General features: G+C 45.5%; 15 protein-coding genes. 13 read left to right on the top strand and 2 right to left on the bottom strand.

Annotated elements, in window-relative coordinates; translation table 11 throughout:
- The 5 genes from AC1DOV_RS28265 (at position 1) to lacZ (ending at position 8,208) form a co-directional block, all read left to right on the top strand.
- Positions 1-1,776: a sensor histidine kinase gene (locus AC1DOV_RS28265; RefSeq protein ID WP_477551613.1), complete on the top strand. Its 1,776-nt coding sequence runs from the start codon at positions 1-3 to the stop codon at positions 1,774-1,776.
- Positions 1,777-1,950: 174 nt separating this feature from the next.
- Positions 1,951-3,252, top strand: a complete 1,302-nt coding sequence (locus tag AC1DOV_RS28260; protein WP_441882073.1) for an ABC transporter substrate-binding protein — start codon at positions 1,951-1,953, stop codon at positions 3,250-3,252.
- Positions 3,253-3,441: 189 nt separating this feature from the next.
- Positions 3,442-4,281, top strand: a complete 840-nt coding sequence (locus AC1DOV_RS28255; protein WP_372239025.1) for a carbohydrate ABC transporter permease — start codon at positions 3,442-3,444, stop codon at positions 4,279-4,281.
- Positions 4,274-5,098 (top strand): carbohydrate ABC transporter permease, encoded by an 825-nt coding sequence (locus AC1DOV_RS28250; RefSeq protein ID WP_076270107.1) that lies wholly within the window; start codon positions 4,274-4,276, stop codon positions 5,096-5,098. Before AC1DOV_RS28255 ends, AC1DOV_RS28250 begins: the two co-directional genes overlap by 8 nt.
- 77 nt (positions 5,099-5,175) lie before the next feature.
- Positions 5,176-8,208: a beta-galactosidase, LacZ type gene (gene lacZ, locus AC1DOV_RS28245; protein ID WP_477551612.1), complete on the top strand. Its 3,033-nt coding sequence runs from the start codon at positions 5,176-5,178 to the stop codon at positions 8,206-8,208.
- 82 nt (positions 8,209-8,290) lie between these two features.
- On the opposite strand, the gene AC1DOV_RS28240 is transcribed toward lacZ, so the two are convergent.
- Positions 8,291-9,160, bottom strand: coding sequence for a helix-turn-helix transcriptional regulator (locus AC1DOV_RS28240; protein WP_477551611.1), 870 nt, complete (start codon positions 9,158-9,160; stop codon positions 8,291-8,293).
- 120 nt (positions 9,161-9,280) lie between these two features.
- On the opposite strand from AC1DOV_RS28240, the gene AC1DOV_RS28235 reads away from it, so the two are divergent.
- The 8 genes from AC1DOV_RS28235 (at position 9,281) to AC1DOV_RS28200 (ending at position 16,516) form a co-directional block, all read left to right on the top strand.
- On the top strand, positions 9,281-10,384 hold the full coding sequence (locus tag AC1DOV_RS28235; protein WP_477511226.1) for a glycoside hydrolase family 172 protein: 1,104 nt from the start codon (positions 9,281-9,283) through the stop codon (positions 10,382-10,384).
- 99 nt (positions 10,385-10,483) lie between these two features.
- Positions 10,484-10,801, top strand: a complete 318-nt coding sequence (locus AC1DOV_RS28230) for a Dabb family protein (protein WP_083682390.1) — start codon at positions 10,484-10,486, stop codon at positions 10,799-10,801.
- 31 nt (positions 10,802-10,832) lie between these two features.
- The gene (nikR, locus tag AC1DOV_RS28225) at positions 10,833-11,282 is read left to right on the top strand and encodes a nickel-responsive transcriptional regulator NikR (RefSeq protein WP_339208511.1); all 450 of its coding nucleotides are present in this window, start codon (positions 10,833-10,835) and stop codon (positions 11,280-11,282) included.
- Between the two features lie 254 nt (positions 11,283-11,536).
- Positions 11,537-13,078, top strand: a complete 1,542-nt coding sequence (locus AC1DOV_RS28220) for an ABC transporter substrate-binding protein (RefSeq protein WP_441882209.1) — start codon at positions 11,537-11,539, stop codon at positions 13,076-13,078.
- Between the two features lie 21 nt (positions 13,079-13,099).
- Entirely contained in the window at positions 13,100-14,095 is a 996-nt protein-coding gene (locus tag AC1DOV_RS28215) for an ABC transporter permease (RefSeq protein ID WP_477551610.1), read from the top strand.
- Entirely contained in the window at positions 14,092-14,952 is an 861-nt protein-coding gene (locus tag AC1DOV_RS28210; RefSeq protein WP_477551609.1) for an ABC transporter permease, read from the top strand. The genes AC1DOV_RS28215 and AC1DOV_RS28210 overlap by 4 nt, the downstream gene beginning before the upstream one ends.
- Positions 14,953-14,997: 45 nt before the next feature.
- Positions 14,998-15,921, top strand: a complete 924-nt coding sequence (locus AC1DOV_RS28205; RefSeq protein ID WP_430061780.1) for an oligopeptide/dipeptide ABC transporter ATP-binding protein — start codon at positions 14,998-15,000, stop codon at positions 15,919-15,921.
- Complete coding sequence (locus AC1DOV_RS28200) at positions 15,911-16,516, top strand: ABC transporter ATP-binding protein (protein WP_477551608.1); 606 nt, start codon at positions 15,911-15,913, stop codon at positions 16,514-16,516. The genes AC1DOV_RS28205 and AC1DOV_RS28200 overlap by 11 nt, the downstream gene beginning before the upstream one ends.
- Here the strand turns inward: AC1DOV_RS28200 and AC1DOV_RS28195 are convergent.
- The gene (locus AC1DOV_RS28195; protein ID WP_339209573.1) at positions 16,513-17,355 is read right to left on the bottom strand and encodes a helix-turn-helix transcriptional regulator; all 843 of its coding nucleotides are present in this window, start codon (positions 17,353-17,355) and stop codon (positions 16,513-16,515) included. The genes AC1DOV_RS28200 and AC1DOV_RS28195 overlap by 4 nt on opposite strands.
- Positions 17,356-17,430 lie beyond the last annotated feature (75 nt).

The raw sequence follows: 17,430 nt of genomic DNA, 5'->3' as shown, positions 1-17,430 counted from the left end.
ATGAGAGTTTTTTTGGACAAATTTAAATATCACGGCCTATTTATAAAAATGTTTACGGTTACGCTTGTCAGCATCATTGCCGTGTCGCTGCTTACCTCTACCGTCATGATACAAATGTCAGAGAAGCTGTTCATGAATACCTTCAGCATTACAAATTCTAAAATCATCAGTCAAATTAAAGCGAACTTTGAATCCTTCAACTATTCGATCGTCACCGCCTCCAATAATGTGCTGCAAAATGGTTCGATAAAAGGTTTCCTCACAAAGCCGGATAAAAACGCTATTTCGTCGGTTAGCAGTTATTATGAGGCCAGCATGCAAATGAAACGGATTCAGTCCAATGTCGCTGCATACCCCGTCACCATTACGATCACAGGGATTAATGGTAAAAACCATTCGACAGACAGCTATTATTGGCCGAGTTCCTTGGAGAAGCTAAGAAATAGCCGCTTAACCGAGAATACGCTAGTCGCGCCAAAGCGGTTAATCTATCAGTTGGATATTGAGAACATGGTTGATACGTCAGCAGAAGATCCGATTATCGTTGCATCCAGGGCACTTATGGAAAAGACGAGCGCGAAAAAATACGGCATTGTTTATTTTGCAATAAAGGAAAGTGAATTTAAACGGTTTTATTCAAGCTTCACAAGCAGAGGCAATGATGTCGTTATTTTGGATCGATCTGGTTTGGTCGTTTCGAGCAATCGTCATGAGCTTATAGGAAAACAAGAAGATGCTCTGCTCGGTTACGCCAAAGAAATTGACGAGCAAAAATTAGATTTTAAAGATGTAAGCGTGTTGGGGAAAAGCAACTTGGTGCTCTCTCAATATCTGCCCGTTTATGATTTTTATCTCGTTAATTTAATCGACAAGCAAGCAGTGCTCAGCGAGATGGTTGATTTTAAGACTGTCGCGCTTATTTGTATTGCCATTGTTTTCAGTGCACTTATTATCGTATTTCTTATATCAAGAAGATTGACGAAATCGTTGACGATGCTCGCTAGACAAATGTCGCGTATTACGGCCAATCACTTCGATAATTATATTAACGTCACAGGCAGCTATGAGATTAAGCAGCTCGGAAATGCTTACAACTATATGTTGGATGAACTAAATGATTATATTAAGCAGCTGATTCAGACGCAGAAGGATCAGCGCAATGCAGAGCTTTCAGCACTGCAAATGCAAATTAATCCTCATTTTCTTTATAACACATTAGCATCCGTCAAAATATTAGTGCAGCAGGGCAACAAGGAAAAAGCAGCAGCCACGATCAATTCACTTATTTCATTATTGCAAAATACAGTAAGCAACATCAGCGAAACAATCAGCGTAGCGCAAGAGCTCGTCAATTTAAAACACTATGTTTTCATTAACCATGTTCGTTACGGCGAGCAAATTGTCGTCAATTATTTTGTTTCGAATGATTGTTATGGGTATCATTTGCCGAAGCTCATCATCCAGCCATTTATTGAAAATGCCTTTTTTCACGCCTTCCAAGAGCGAAATGACGGACATATTTATGTGCTTTTCTCGCGCGAGGAAAATGCATTAGTGATTGAAGTCGTCGACAATGGGGTTGGCATGAAGGATTATGACCATGAAAATCAGGACAACAGCTCGAGCAGCGGCAGCCATTTTTTCTCTGGAATTGGCATTCGAAACGTTCAAGATCGGATCGTTTTGCTCTATGGTGAGGAATTTGGCGTTGAAATTGTGAGTGATATCGGTGAGGGAACACGGGTGAAAATTAGGATTCCGCTCAAATCCTCCTAAAAAAAATACCAATAAACAAAATAAATCACAATTACATAATAACGATTGGAAAGGTAACAATAGAATGACAAAAGCACACAAATATATTGCTAACGGGTCAATTTATCGAGTTGATATAATTAAAATCGTTAGCCGGCAAACGCTTTCAAATAAGTATCCAAGGGGTTGAATGAATTGAAAAAACTACTTGCAATTATGTTGGCCAGCTTCGTACTGCTGACCGCATGTTCTAGTAAAGAAAACAATGTTCCTAACAATGGCGGTACACCTGCTGAGGGGACGAAGGAAATTACAGTATGGGCGTGGGATAAAGCTTTTAACATCGGTGCTATGGAGCGCGCAAGCGAAGCCTACAAAGCAAAAAATCCGGATTCCACTCTAAAAGTTAACATCGTTGAAAATGCGCAAGCGGATATTATTCAAAAATTGAATGCTGGTTTGAACGCAGGTACAACAAAAAGCTTGCCAACAATCGTGTTGATTGAAGATTACCGTGCACAAAGCTTCTTGCAAGCTTACCCAGAAGCATTTTTCGAATTAACAGATTTCATTAAGCCAGGCGATTTTGCCGATTACAAAATCGGGCCAACTAGCCTAGATGGCAAGCAATACGGCGTACCATTTGATACGGGCGCTGCAGGCTTGTACGTAAGAAAAGACTACTTAGAAGAAGCAGGCTATAAGCTAGCTGACCTTCAAGATATTGACTGGAAGAAGTTTATCGAGATCGGTAAAGCTGTGAAAGCCAAAACAGGCAAAGCACTTCTTACACAAGATCCGAATGACCTTGGACTCATTCGCATGATGATCCAATCTGCTGGCTCATGGTATTTGAAGGAAGACGGTACTACACCTAACTTAGCAGGCAACGAAGCGCTTAAAGAAGCTTTTGAAACATACAAAGAAATTATGAACGCTGACATCGTGAAGGTTATTTCTGACTGGAGCCAATTTGTTGGTGGATTCAATAGCGGTGATGTAGCAACGATCCCTACCGGCAACTGGATTACAGCTTCCGTTAAGGCTGAAGCATCACAGTCCGGCAAATGGGCAGTCGTGCCATTCCCTAAACTAACGAACAACCCGAATTCCGTAAATGCTTCTAACCTTGGCGGCAGCTCATGGTATGTCATGAACGTTGACGGCAAAGAAGCAGCGGCAGAATTCTTGAAACAAACATTTGGTTCGGATGTAGATCTTTATCAGAAGCTTGTAACAGAGATTGGCGCAATCGGTACACTTAAAGCAGCAGCTGCTGGCGATGCGTACAAGCAATCGGATGAATTTTTCGGCGGACAAAAGGTCATTGAAGATTTCGCTAAATGGACAGAAAAAATTCCAAAAGTGAACTACGGCATGCACACGTACGCGATTGAAGATATTCTCGTTGTAGAAATGCAAAATTTCTTAGGCGGCAAAACAATCGATAAAGTGTTAAGCGATGCTCAAGCACAAGCAGAAACGCAAGTTAAATAAATCAGAGCATACGGCAAGTGAATAAAACCTGGGGCTTCTCCTACTCCTGATTCGCATGTTCGGCTTCCGGCAGCAGGAGCTGGAGGAGTCTAAAGGTTTTATTTTTTCCGTAAAGAAAGGGGTTAGGCTAACGTGAAAGCAGCGAGGCCTGGCGTGAGTATTCGCACGAGAGCCAACTTAACTGGATGGATGTTCGTTATACTAGCCGTCATTATGATTGCGGCGTTCTATTTCTATCCGATGATTCAAGCGCTCATTTTATCGTTTAAATCCGGTAAAGGTATGAATCTATCATTTACAGGATTTGATAACTACGTTCGGCTATTCAGCGATAAAACGTTTTTGACTGCCGTTAAAAACACATTTATTTATTTGATTATTCAAGTACCCGTTATGATTGTTTTGGCTATGTTTATTTCTGTATTACTAAATGACAGCAAGCTGAAATTTAAAGGTTTTTTCCGTACGGCAATATTTTTACCGGCCGTTACCTCACTCGTTGCTTATTCCGTTATTTTTAAATACTTGTTTGCTACAGACGGATTGGTCAATAAAATGCTGACTAATCTCCATTTGGTCTCGACACCGATTCAATGGATCACGGACCCTTTCTGGGCAAAAATAACAGTTATCATTGCAATCACATGGCGCTGGACTGGCTATAATATGATTTTCTACTTGTCCGCGCTTCAAAATATTGATCACTCGATTTATGAGGCAGCAAAAATTGATGGCGCCTCCTCTACGAGACAGTTTTTTGGCATTACGGTGCCATTGCTTAAACCGATCATATTGTTTACATCCATTACTTCAACGATCGGAACCTTGCAGCTGTTTGATGAAGTTGTCAATATTACGAAGGGTGGACCAGGTAATGCGTCGATGTCCATTTCGCAATATATTTACAATTTGTCATTCAAGTATTCGTCCGATTTCGGCTATGCTGCAACCGTGTCGTATTCCATCGTCATCATGATCATCATATTGGCATTTGTACAGTTTAAAGCGGCAGGTGATAAAAATGGATAAATTAAAACGCATTTTTGTTTATATTTTTCTAAGTGTCGCTGCGTTCGTGTCCATCTTTCCATTTCTTTGGATGATTATCAGCGCTACGAATAAGTCGGCTGACGTAACGAAGGGAAGATTGCTTCCCGGCAGCCAGCTGTTTGAAAATTTAAGTCAGTTATTTGAGACGGTAGATATTGTTCCAGCATTGTTGAACTCGGCAAAAATATCGGTCACAACAACCATATTGGCCATGGTTATTGCCTCACTCGCTGGTTATGGCTTTGAGATTTATAAGAGCAAAGCAAAGGATGTTGTATTTAACATCCTGCTGTTATCCATGATGATACCTTTTGCGGCTATCATGGTACCGTTGTATCAAATGTTTGCAGGCATATCGCAAGCTGTTCCCTTTCTCGGCATAGACACGTTGTCTGGTGTAGTCCTTCCGACCTTTACCACAGCATTTCTTATTTTCTTCTTCCGTCAGAACACGAAGATGTTTCCGCGGGAGCTGCTGGAGGCGGGCCGAATTGATGGGCTTAACGAAATCAGTCTTTTCTTCCGTATCTTCATGCCTACAATGAAAACGACCTATGCAGCGGCAGGAATTATTACGTTCATGTCGAGCTGGAACAACTACTTATGGCCGCTCATTGTATTGCAATCGCCGGAGAAGAAAACAATTCCGATGCTCATATCCAATCTAGGATCGAGCTATTCACCGGATTACGGCATTATTATGACAGCGATCGTTATATCCACGATTCCAACTGCGCTAGTGTTTTTCCTAATGCAGAAGCATTTCGTAGCAGGGATGACGGGTTCAGTAAAATAAGCATAATCAGAGTCAGGCGGGCTGCTTGTTTCACCGCAGCCCGCCTGACTTTTAAATCCATTTAAGGGGAAAATAAAATGAATGAAATGAAACCGACGATAAATTGGCTTACCGATTTAAGCGTATTTGCTGTGAACCGGCTGCCAGCACATTCTGATCATCGCTATTACGAATCAATAGAGGAAGCAGCCGCTGATGACCAAATGGCACTTCGCTATGATCTAAACGGAAGCTGGAAATTCAGCTATGCCGTGAAACCGGAGGATCGTCCAGAGCGATTCTACCAATTGGATTATGTTTGCGATAGCTGGGGAGATATTAACGTGCCGGGACATATCCAAATGCAGGGTTACGGCAAACCGCAATATGTAAACACGATGTATCCTTGGGACGGTCATCATGATATTCGTCCACCAGCTATTCCGGAGGATCATAACCCTGTCGGCAGCTATGTTAAATATTTTAAGGTACCAGCTAATATGCAGCAAAAACCAGTCTACATTTCGTTTCAAGGTGTGGAGTCAGCGTTTTATGTATGGTTGAACGGTGAATTTGTGGGATACAGCGAGGACAGCTTTACGCCAGCGGAGTTTGATTTATCGCCTTATTTGGTGGATGGCGAAAACAAGCTTGCGGTTGAAGTTTATCAGCGCAGTACGGGCAGCTGGCTGGAAGATCAGGACTTCTGGCGTTTCTCAGGCATTTTCCGTGATGTTTATTTGTATTCCGTTCCAAGTATCCACGTCCGTGATCTATTTGTTCATGCAGATTTAAATGATGACTATACTAATGGCAGTATTCAAGCAGATATGAAACTCGAAGGACAGCAGCCATCGAGAATAAGGATGGAACTAAAGGATGCAGACGGTTTAACTGTTGTGACGGTTTCCTCTGATTCGGTCGAAGGTCCATCCTTATCCCTTTCATTAGATGCAGGTGTAGTGATCCCTTGGAGTGCAGAAAAGCCTTATTTGTATATGCTTTATATTACGGCTTATGATCAAGCAGGTCATCTCATTGAAGCGATTCCTCAAAGGGTTGGCTTCCGCAAATTTGAAATGATCAATAAAATCATGCATCTAAATGGCAAGCGTATCGTATTTAAGGGCGTTAACCGCCATGAATTCAATAGCCGCAAAGGAAGAGCGATTTCGAAGGATGATATGCTTTGGGATATTGCAACGCTCAAGCGCAACAATCTGAATGCGGTGAGGACCTCTCATTATCCGAACCAATCGTTATGGTATGAGCTATGTGATATTTATGGCGTATATGTCATCGATGAGATGAATTTGGAGACGCATGGCTCATGGCAGAAAATGGGCGCAGTTGAGCCTTCGTGGAACATCCCGGAAAACAAGCCGGAATGGCAGCCTATCGTGATGGATCGTGCGATTTCCATGGTTGAACGCGATAAGAACCATCCATCTATTCTGATTTGGTCAGTGGGCAATGAAGCTTATGCAGGCGAGGTGCTCTTGAACGTATCGAATTATTTCCGCGAGACGGACCCTAGCCGTTTAGTTCATTATGAAGGTGTATTCCATAACCGCAAATATAACGACACAAGCGACATGGAGAGCCGGATGTATGCTAAGCCCGCTGATATCGAAGAGTATTTGAACGATGACCCGCAAAAGCCCTATATTAGCTGTGAATATATGCATGCCATGGGCAACTCAGTAGGCGGCATGCATAAATACACGGAGCTTGAACAAAAGTATCCGATGTATCAAGGCGGCTTCATTTGGGACTATATTGACCAGGTCATCGTGAAGAAGGACCGCTATGGTAAAGAGTTTCTTGCTTACGGCGGAGACTTCGATGATCGCGCGACGGATTATAACTTCTGTACGAATGGTATTGTTTATGCGGATCGCAAGGAATCACCGAAGATGCAGGAAGTAAAATTTCTTTATCAGAACTTGAAGCTTATTCCTGATCGCCATGGCGTGACGATTAAGAATGAGAATTTGTTCGAGGGTACGTATGCATATGATTTAGTTGTTTGCCTCGATCTTGAAGGTAAAGAAATATTCCGCAGTACATTATCCGTTGATGTGGCTGCACAAAGCGAATCATATGTGAAGCTTGAGCTTCCTGAGGCAGCGGAGCAAGGGGAGTATGTACTGCATGCTGCGCTCACATTGAAAGAAGATCAATTATGGGCACAAGCGGGCTATGAGATTTCCTTCGGACAATTTGTGTTTGTAGTGGAAAATCGTGTGGAAGCCGTGCTGCCGGAAGGTTCACTTCGAGTTGTCGAAGGCGATGTTAACATTGGCATGCATGGTCGCGACTTTAGCATCATGTTCTCGAAGCAGGCAGGCACGCTCACATCGGTCAATTATGCGGGCAGAGAGATGATTGCTATTCCACCGGCGCCATTATTCTGGCGTGCAACAACGGATAATGATAAAGGCTTCTCGCTCGGCTTCGATTCCGGCGTATGGTTTGCGGCAAGCCTGACACGCAAATGTACTCAAGTTGAACTTACCGAGCAGTCTGGAAGTGCAACCGTTACCTTCCAGTACAAGCTGAGCATTAGCACGGAAGTGCTTGTCACCGTAGCTTATACCGTGTTCGCAGACGGCAGCTTGAACGTCAAATCCCGCTACAATGGAGCGGAAGGGCTGCCGAAGCTGCCAATATTCGCATTATCATTCAAGGTTCCCGCAGATTATAGCCATTTGGATTGGTATGCCATGGGGCCGGAAGAGAACTACATTGACCGGGCATTTGGTGCTAAGCTTTGTGAGTTTAGCAACAATGCCGCTGACAATGTTTCCGGCTATGTCGTGCCGCAAGAATCAGGTAATCGCACGGGCGTTCGCCGTGTAAATATTACGAATGATTATGGTCGCGGCATTCGAATTACAGCGCCTGCAGCGCAGCCGGTAGAATGCAATATTTCGCCTTATACAGCATTTGAGCTTGAAAGTGCCAGCCATCATTACGAGCTGCCGAACGTACATTATACGGTAGTTACCGTAGCCGGCAGACAAATGGGTGTTGGCGGTGACGACAGCTGGGGTGCGCCAGTCCATGACGAATATCTCATTCCAGCAAATCAAGAGTTGGCGTTTGAATTCAATATTCATCGCGTATAAGTTATGTTTATGAACAAGGCTATGTAAAATGAAGAGAGGCTGTCCCCAATGTAGATCATTCTACTTTAGGGGCAGCCTCTATTTATTTTTCCTGCCGATACTTGGAAGGACTGCAGCCTTCACTCCCTTTGAATGCGCGGCTGAAAGCATGAATGTTCGAATAGCCGAGCTGCTCAGCGATATCCTGCATCGGCAAATAAGTAAACTGAATCATCATTTTAGCTTTTTCAATACGGATCTGCTGATGATATTGAATCGGTGTTTGCTGAAACAGGTTTTTGAACAAATGGATCAAATGGAATTTGCTTATATGGAATCGCTCAGACAGCTCATCCAGCTTGATGCAGCGGTGCACGTTATGCTCGATGTATGAACGAACATCCGTAAGCAGCCCCAGCTGTCCATCACTTTTCGTTTTGCTGCCCCAATATTGCTCTCTCATGATGAGGGACAGAATCGCCAGCAAACAGCCTTTGATACGGATCTCATAAAAGGGAGGTTTCGTTTCGAATTCGCGAATCAATTCGAAGAGCGATTGTTCCAAAGGAAATGGGTCTCCAAGGCGAAAATGAGTAGGCATAAGAAACGGTGATGCGGATAGCTCATTATCACGAAACCAGCCCTTCTCCTTCGTATTCATCTGACGGAGCGGTTTAAAGGAAACGCCAACATCTTGGCTGTCAGGCTGAACATACAGATCAAAATGAACATGGGGCTGGCGGACTCTCGTTCCGCCAATATTTTGAATAGCGTGTCTTTGCCCGGGCTTAAAGAAGAAGCAGTCTCCAGCCTTTCCGTGATAGACAACATCCTCCACGGTTACGAGCATTTGACCCTCCATGAGGTATAGCAGTTCATAATCCCAAATAACCCGCTCATCCATCTTCCACGTAGGCTCCAGCACACTGTCCATAGCCACCCGAATATAGGGGGACAGTTTATCGACCTGCATATCGATCACCTCAGCAATTTATGATAAACAACTTAACAATAAAAGGTAAGGGATAATCATATCTATCATTATATAATAGGCTCGATAATAAACAATAATTGATACATGAGGTGATGGACTATGCTGCAGCAGCACGGACTAGGATTTGGTTTATCCTCCGCTCCGCTCGTCACGAATGCGCGTACCCGATCCATTTCAGCAGAAAATGTGAATGGTGAGAAGGGGCAAGGCGGTAAAGAAGCGAGCAACTTGGGCATTGGAAGAAAAGGCAGGCCTGCCATAACACTGGGTCAAGGTGAAGAAGTGACGCTTGCCCATATTCAAGGGACGGGAGTAATTCAACATTTCTGGATTACTGTCGCGGACAAAACAGGCAGAGGGCATGCGGCACAATACGTGCTTCGTGATCTTATTCTGCGCATGTACTGGGATGATGAGACGAGCCCATCGGTGGACGTTCCGCTCGGTGATTTTTTCTGCAATGGCTTCGGTGTGCGAACCAACGTTCATTCCCTTCCAATTGCTGTCGTTCCGACGGGCGGCATGAACTGTTATATTCCAATGCCGTTCCGGAAATCGGCGAAAATCACGATTGTAAATCAGCATGCTGCTAACATAGATGGTTTTTTCTATACGTTTAATTATTCGCTCGTTGATGAGCTGCCAGAGAATGCAGCGTATTTTCACGCGCAGTGGCGCCGTGAGAAAGTGACGGAAATAGGCAAAGACTATACGATTCTGGATAATGTCAAAGGTGCAGGACAATATATCGGCACATACCTTGCATGGGCCGCACTCGAGCGGAACTGGTGGGGAGAAGGCGAGATCAAATTTTATATGGATGGCGATCAAGATTGGCCTACGATTTGTGGAACGGGCACGGAGGATTATGTGGGAGGCGCATGGTGCTTCAGCAATACACGGACAAATGAACCCGAATCGTATTCCACGGCGTATTTGGGCTATAAGTTTTACAAGGAAACGACGGAGGTCGACCCTTGGTATGGTCATAATGTACCCATGCATGGCATGTACCGCTGGCATCTGCCCGATCCGATTCGATTTGAAAATGATCTGCGTGTGACGATTCAGCAAATCGGTCACGACCATACGAAGCTGTTCGAACGCTCCGACGACATTTCATCCGTAGCCTATTGGTATCAGATGGAGCCGCATGCCCCATTTCCTCAGCTGCCCCCGGCTAATGAGCGATGGCCGAGGTAAGCATAAGGCAGTGAATACATTCGTGATAACAATAGAATAGAAGTCCATGATATGATAGGGAGAACGTCGTATTTTACAAAAGAAAGGAGTTATTCGAATATGTACGAGCATCTCGTATCATTTAAGTTTAAAGAGAAGCTTTCTAGCACCAAAGAACAAGAGCTGCTGAGCGCTCTTTATTCCTTGCAAACAGAAGTTCCAGGCATCATTGAATTGACTGCAGGCTGTAATGCAACGACAGAAACGGATAATATTCAAGGTTACACACTGGGCTTGCGAGTTACCTTTAAAGATCAGCAGTCTTTGCTCGACTACGGTCCACATCCTGCACATCAGCATTTTGTAGGTTTGCTGGACGGGCTGCTTGATAACGTAATCGTTGTTGATTATCCTATCTTGAATAAACCGATCAACTAGATGTCGAATCTGAAGCAGGCAGGGTGAGCAAATGGCTGAAAAGGAAGAGCTGGTTCGGTTTGGCGTGTCCTTTCCGGCACCGCTGATTGATCAATTTGATCGATATACAGACGAACTTGGCTATCATAATCGATCGGAAGCCATTCGTGATTTGGTTAGGCGAGCCTTGCTTGAGCCAACCCGAATGAACGGTCAGGAGCATGTTGCAGGTACAATTGTTCTCGTATATGATCACCATGTCAGTGATTTACCCGTTGTTCTGATGGAGGTGCAGCATCGCTTTCATCACGATATTATTTCCAACATGCATGTCCACTTAAACCATGATCAATGCTTGGAGGTCATCGTCGTGAGAGGACAGCTGTCGCGCCTGCGGTCGCTGCATCAGCAGATTCAAGCACAGAAGGGAGTCATTTATGCCGAGCTCTCCGTTACTTATGCGGATAAACATGATTCTGCCAAAGAGCATACTCATACTTGAGATCGGAAGCTGTTATATTTGAATCTATTAATAGGATTGTACAATTAAGAGGATTTCTAACATGTCGACGCTGTCGATGTTAGGTCCTCTTTTTTTTCTGGCGTTTTTTGAGCGAATTTTGAAGAAAAAGGATGAAACTCTATCAAAGTCGTGTTACACTATCACATAATCGTGTTACTTAATGTAACGCCACAGGAGGGGTTGGGTTGAAAACTATCGTTTCAGCTATCACTTATGCAATCATTGTTGTATTCATCATCACAGGATGCAGCGGCGTGAAGCCGGCAGACACTACTGCCAAAACAGATGAGCTAATTGTTGCGGTAGGATCAGAGCCGGACACCGGTTTTGATCCGATTAAGGGCTGGGGACGGTACGGCTCTCCGCTGTTCCAAAGTACACTGCTTAAACGAGATGATGATTTGAATATTGTGAAGGATTTGGCTGCTGACTATCACGTAAGCGAGGATGGCAAGTCGTGGACGGTCAAGCTGCGGGAGGATGTCGTATTCTCCGACGGAAAGCCGTTAACCTCAGAGGATGTGAAGTTTACATTCGATACAGCTGCCAGCAATGGAGCTGCGATTGATCTCACTAATTTAGCAAACGTAGAAGCAGGAAATAACGAAGTTGTGTTTCATTTAAAGAAACCGCAATCGACATTTGTTTATTATCTTATAACGACAGGTATTGTACCTAAACATGCTTATTCGAGCAGTTATGCGGAAAATCCGATCGGCTCAGGTCCGTTTACATTCGTACAATGGGATCGCGGACAGCAGCTAATCGTAAAGGCAAACGCAAACTATTACGGAGACAAGCCGTATTTTCAGAAGCTGACTTTCTTATTTTTAAATGAAGACGGCGCATTCGCGGCGGCAAAGGCTGGAAGCGTTGATCTTGCTTATATACCGTCCACGTTTAGCAAACAAAAGGTTGCTGGCATGCGGATTGAAGCAGTAAAAACAGTAGATAACCGCGGAATAGCATTCCCCTATGTCAAAGCTGGCGGCAAAACGGAAGAAGGTTATCCCATTGGAAATGATGTAACCGCAGATAAAGCAATACGCCTGGCTATCAATACAGTAATTGATCGTCAGCAGCTGGTCGATGGCATTTTGGACGGACATGGCTCACCTGCCTATACAGCGAATGATGGTCTTCCATGGTGGAATGATGAGACGAAGGTCAAGGATAATGATGCTGCTGCAGCCGCAAAAATATTAGCGGATGGAGGCTGGGTGGACAGCGATGGTGATGGTATCGTCGAAAAAGGGATGTTAAAAGCACAGTTTACACTTCTGTATCCTTCAGGTGACGTTACACGGCAATCGTTAGCGCTGGCTGCGGCGGAAATGGTGAAAGCTGCCGGCATTCACATTTTAGTTGAAGGTAAAAGCTGGGACGAGCTTGAGAAGCTGATGCATTCGAATGCTATGCTGCTAGGCTGGGGAAGTCATGACCCGCTCGAAATGTACAATCTATACAGCAGCACATTTGGTGGCGTTGACTATTACAATACGGGTTATTACAGCAACCAGACCGTGGATCAGCTGTTTGAACAAGCATTGGACGCACGTACGGAGGAAGAAGCACAGGCCTATTGGAAAAAAGCGCAATGGGATGGACAAACGGGACTGAGTGCAAAAGGCGATGCTCCATGGGCATGGCTCGTAAATATTGATCATTTGTTTCTCGTGAAGGACAAGCTTAATATCGGAAAGCAGCGTATTCAGCCGCATGGTCACGGATGGCCTGTAACGGACAATATTGAGAGCTGGCGCTGGGAAGAGTAACGGGCGGGAGAGGTTGTCAGCATGCTACAGGTGGTTATTGTTTTTGTAGGGAAAAAGTTTATCCGATTAATTGCGCTGCTTGCATCGGTCAGCATCATTACTTTTGCGCTTGTTGCTTTATCGCCGATTGATCCCGTGCAATCGTATATTGGAGCAGATGTCATGCGTGTCGGTGCAGAGCAAAGGGAGCAGATTGCTGCTTATTGGGGACTTGATCGACCATTCGCTGAACGATTTATAAAATGGGCGTCTGCTCTGCTGCAAGGAGATATGGGCACCTCAATGATATACAGAGAGGCTGTAACGAAGGTGATTGCGGATCGTTTCTTGCACTCGGTACTGCTCATGGCATTCGCATGGACGCTGTCAGGCATTATTGGGTTTGCCGCTGGCGTGGCCGCAGCTATAAAGAAGGATTCATGGTTGGATCGGTTGATCAAAAGCTATTGTTATACGCTGGCTTCGACGCCTGCCTTTTGGATCGGCCTGCTGCTTATGATGGTATTTGCTGTATGGCTCGGCTGGCTGCCAGTAGGGCTTGGTGTTCCTGCTGGGGTATTGGCAGGGAGCGTAACGGCTGCCGATTATATTCGTCATATGATTTTGCCAGGTATTACTCTGAGTGTCGTGGGCATCGCACCGATTGCACTCCATACACGCCAGAAGCTGATTGATGTGATGGAAAGCGATTATTATTTGTTTGCCAGAGCACGAGGTGAATATGGTGTGAGTTTGTTTCTTAGACATGGTCTTCGCAACATTGCATTGCCTGCGATTACGCTGCAGTTTGCTTCATTTGGCGAATTGTTCGGTGGAGCTGTTCTTGCAGAGCAGGTGTTTTCTTATCCGGGACTCGGTCAAGCGACGGTAGAAGCGGGTCTTCGCGGTGATGTGCCGCTGCTTATGGGGCTTGTCTTATGCAGTACGATCTTTGTATTCACTGGCAATGCGATAGCTGATTATTTTTACCGTATGGTTGATCCAAGGCTGAGGTACGGGAAGGAGGCGCAAGGATGAATCAGCTTACGATTTTACAGAAACCAGCTGCTCGGAAGCGTTCAAACGAACGGCGACGAATGCTTATATCGGCAATAGGTGCAGCGCTTCTGCTTGTAAGCATCGGCATAGGTAGCTGGCTTCTTGATTCATCGGGACTTTCAGTTCAGCTGAATAATCGGAACTTGCCTCCCTCGCTAACTCATTTGTTCGGAACCGATTGGCTGGGGAGGGATATGCTTTCCCGCACCGTAAAGGGACTGGCACTTAGCATTCAAGTTGGGCTGCTCGGTTCGATTTCCAGTGTACTTATTGCAGCGATGATGGGATTGATGGCGGCAACGCTTGGGAAGACAGCTGATCGCATTATTTCCTGGCTTATTGATGTTTTTCTAAGCGTACCTCATCTCGTATTGCTTATATTGATAGCTTTTGTTTGCGGGGGCGGCCTTAAAGGGGTAGCCATCGGCATCATGCTGACGCATTGGCCAAGCCTTGCTCGAGTGATTCGCGCGGAGGCGATGCAGCTCATGTCAGCGGAATATGTGCTAGTTGCGAGGAAGCTCGGAAGATCACGTTTGTCTGTTGCTGCGAGGCACTTATCACCGCATTTATTTCCGCAGTTGTTGGTTGGTTTTCTGCTGTTGTTCCCACATGCTGTGCTGCATGAAGCGGCGATAACCTTCCTTGGCCTTGGCATGTCACCGCATCAGCCCGCAATAGGAATTATCCTTTCTGAATCCATGCGTTACTTATCGACGGGAATGTGGTGGCTTGCGTTATTTCCGGGACTCGGATTGCTGCTGACTGTACGCGCGTTTGATAAGCTAGGCAACCATTTGCGGCTGCTCATTGACCCGCGGAATGCTCAGCTATGACGCTAAAGGAAGGCAATATTGATCAATATGGAGGGAGGTGCCCATATGCCGCTGCTGGAGGTGAATAAACTATCCATTTCCTTTATGCACTATGTGAAAGGCAGCTCGCAGGAACAGGTTTCGATTATTGATGAGCTGGATTTCGCGATAAATGAAGGTGAAATCGTAGCCGTCGTTGGAGCGAGCGGATCGGGAAAAAGCCTGCTCGCTCATGCGATTATGGGCATTTTGCCTAAAAATGTTGTGATGACCGGAAGCATCTCATACGGCGGAGAAGTGCTGAATGAAGCTAAGCTTAAGCGCTACCGCGGTAAGGAAATTGCCTTAGTACCGCAATCGGTAAGCTTCCTTAATCCGTTAATGCGAGTAGGCAAGCAGCTGCGCACGCGCGAAGATGGCGCTGAGCAGCTTCAGGAACGGAGAGGGTTATTTGCGCGGCTTCAGCTTGGAGCACATGTGGAGAGGCTGTTTCCCTTTCAGCTCTCAGGAGGCATGGCTCGTAAGGTGCTTGTCTCTACGGCAGCGCTGGAAAGAACAAGGCTGATCATTGCAGATGAACCTACGCCAGGCATGCATCCGGATGATGTTACAGAGGCGCTCGGCCACTTCAAGCAGCTCGCTGAAGGCGGCTGTGCCGTGTTGTTTATTACACATGATATTGAAGCGGCTCTTCGAATTGCCGATAAGGTCGCTATATTTTATGCGGGAACCGCTGTTGAGGTCGCTTCGGCCAAAGATTTTCACGGAAATGGTGAGCAGCTTAGGCATCCATACAGCCGCGCCTTGTGGCGTGCGCTTCCTCAAAATGGTTTTGAACCGCTGGCCGGGACGCAGCCTGCAAGGAGTTCTGCGATTTCAGGCTGTCTCTTTGCTGAACGCTGCAGCTTGGCTACAGAACGATGTGTTGACAGCAGGCCGGCGGCTCGCAGCCTTCGGAGTGGAATGGTGAGGTGTGTTCATGCGACTTGAAGGAAGGAATCTCGGCTGGCGTTATGCGGACGGTCCTTGGTTGTTTAAAGATTTTAGCATTTCGATACAGTCAGGAGAGGTCGTCGGCCTTATTGGACCTAGCGGGAGCGGAAAAACGTCGTTAGGCCGATTATTGGCTGGTTATTTGAACCCTATTGCAGGAGAGGTGTCGGTTGATGGACGGAGTAAGAGTAATAAAGGCTCTGATCCTGTCCAAATGATTTTTCAGCATCCAGAGCGCGCGGTTAATCCAAGATGGCGGATGGCCAAAACAATGACAGAAGGTTGGTCCCCGGATGCTGCGCTGCTTGAAGCGTTAGGCATTAAGGAGCAGTGGCTGCGTCGTTATCCAAATGAGCTGTCAGGCGGAGAGCTCCAGCGCTGCTGTATTGCGAGAGCTCTCGGACCAGATACCAAATTTCTCATCGCAGATGAAATGACGACCATGCTTGATGCAATTACGCAGGCGCAAATATGGCATAAGATGCTTGAAATTGTCCGTGCTCGTCAAATGGGCTTGCTTATCATTAGTCATGATCATGCGCTTGTAAACAAAATTTGCAATCGAACCATTTCATTCAAGGGCGAACGCTAATCTTGTCCGCCCATTAGTCTGCGCAGCTTAGCTTCGGTTGATGTTTCAGGTGCAGGCGTATAGACGCTGCATCGTAGATCGGTATTTCCCTTTACTTGAAATGAGGTCAGGTGAAACAACATCTTTCCGACTCGTGCATGTCGAAATTCCAGCAATACATCTGGAGCAGAGCTGACCTGGCTTTGCTCCCAAAGATATTGAAACTCCGGATGGCTTCGCTTCATTTCATCAATAAACCGCTCATACCAATCATCCTGCACATATTGACCGTAATAGGCGCGAAAGATAGCTAGAAATCCCCCTACAAAATGCTCCCAATTTCCCGCTAGCCTGCGGAATTCTTTCCTTGTGAACAATAACTCAATCATATTTCGCTGTTCAGCTGGAATTTGGTCAAAGTCCATAAACACATGCGAGGCGGCCTCGTTCCAACCGACGATTTGGCAGCGCCGATCGGATATTATGGTTGGACAGAAGCGGAGCTCCTTTAAAATTCTTTTTAAAGAGGGCGTAATTTCGGTCTGCTCCTCATTAATAGGCAGAGCGCTATAACCGGAACCGAGGGCGAGGGCGTACAAATATTCCCGTTCATCGTCATTTAACTGCAGAGCCGCCGCAACACAATCCAGAACAGACGCCGATACTTGAATATCTCTGCCTTGTTCTAGCCAGGTATACCAAGTTGTGCTGACGCCAGCAAGCTGAGCGACCTCCTCACGTCGTAAACCAGGTGTTCTCCGCCGTGTTCCGATAGGGAAACCAACGTCCTCCGGCATGATTTTGGCACGCTTTGATTTTAGAAAGGATGATAATGCTTGTAGTCTTGTCTCTCGATTAATCATGATTTCCATCTCCGTACTCTCTTTATAGTAGTACTCATTATACTATAATAAACAACAACTTGTAATAGGATA

The organism is Paenibacillus sp. 01T47, from assembly GCF_056398245.1.
This window is presented reverse-complemented; position numbering and strand designations above follow the sequence as displayed.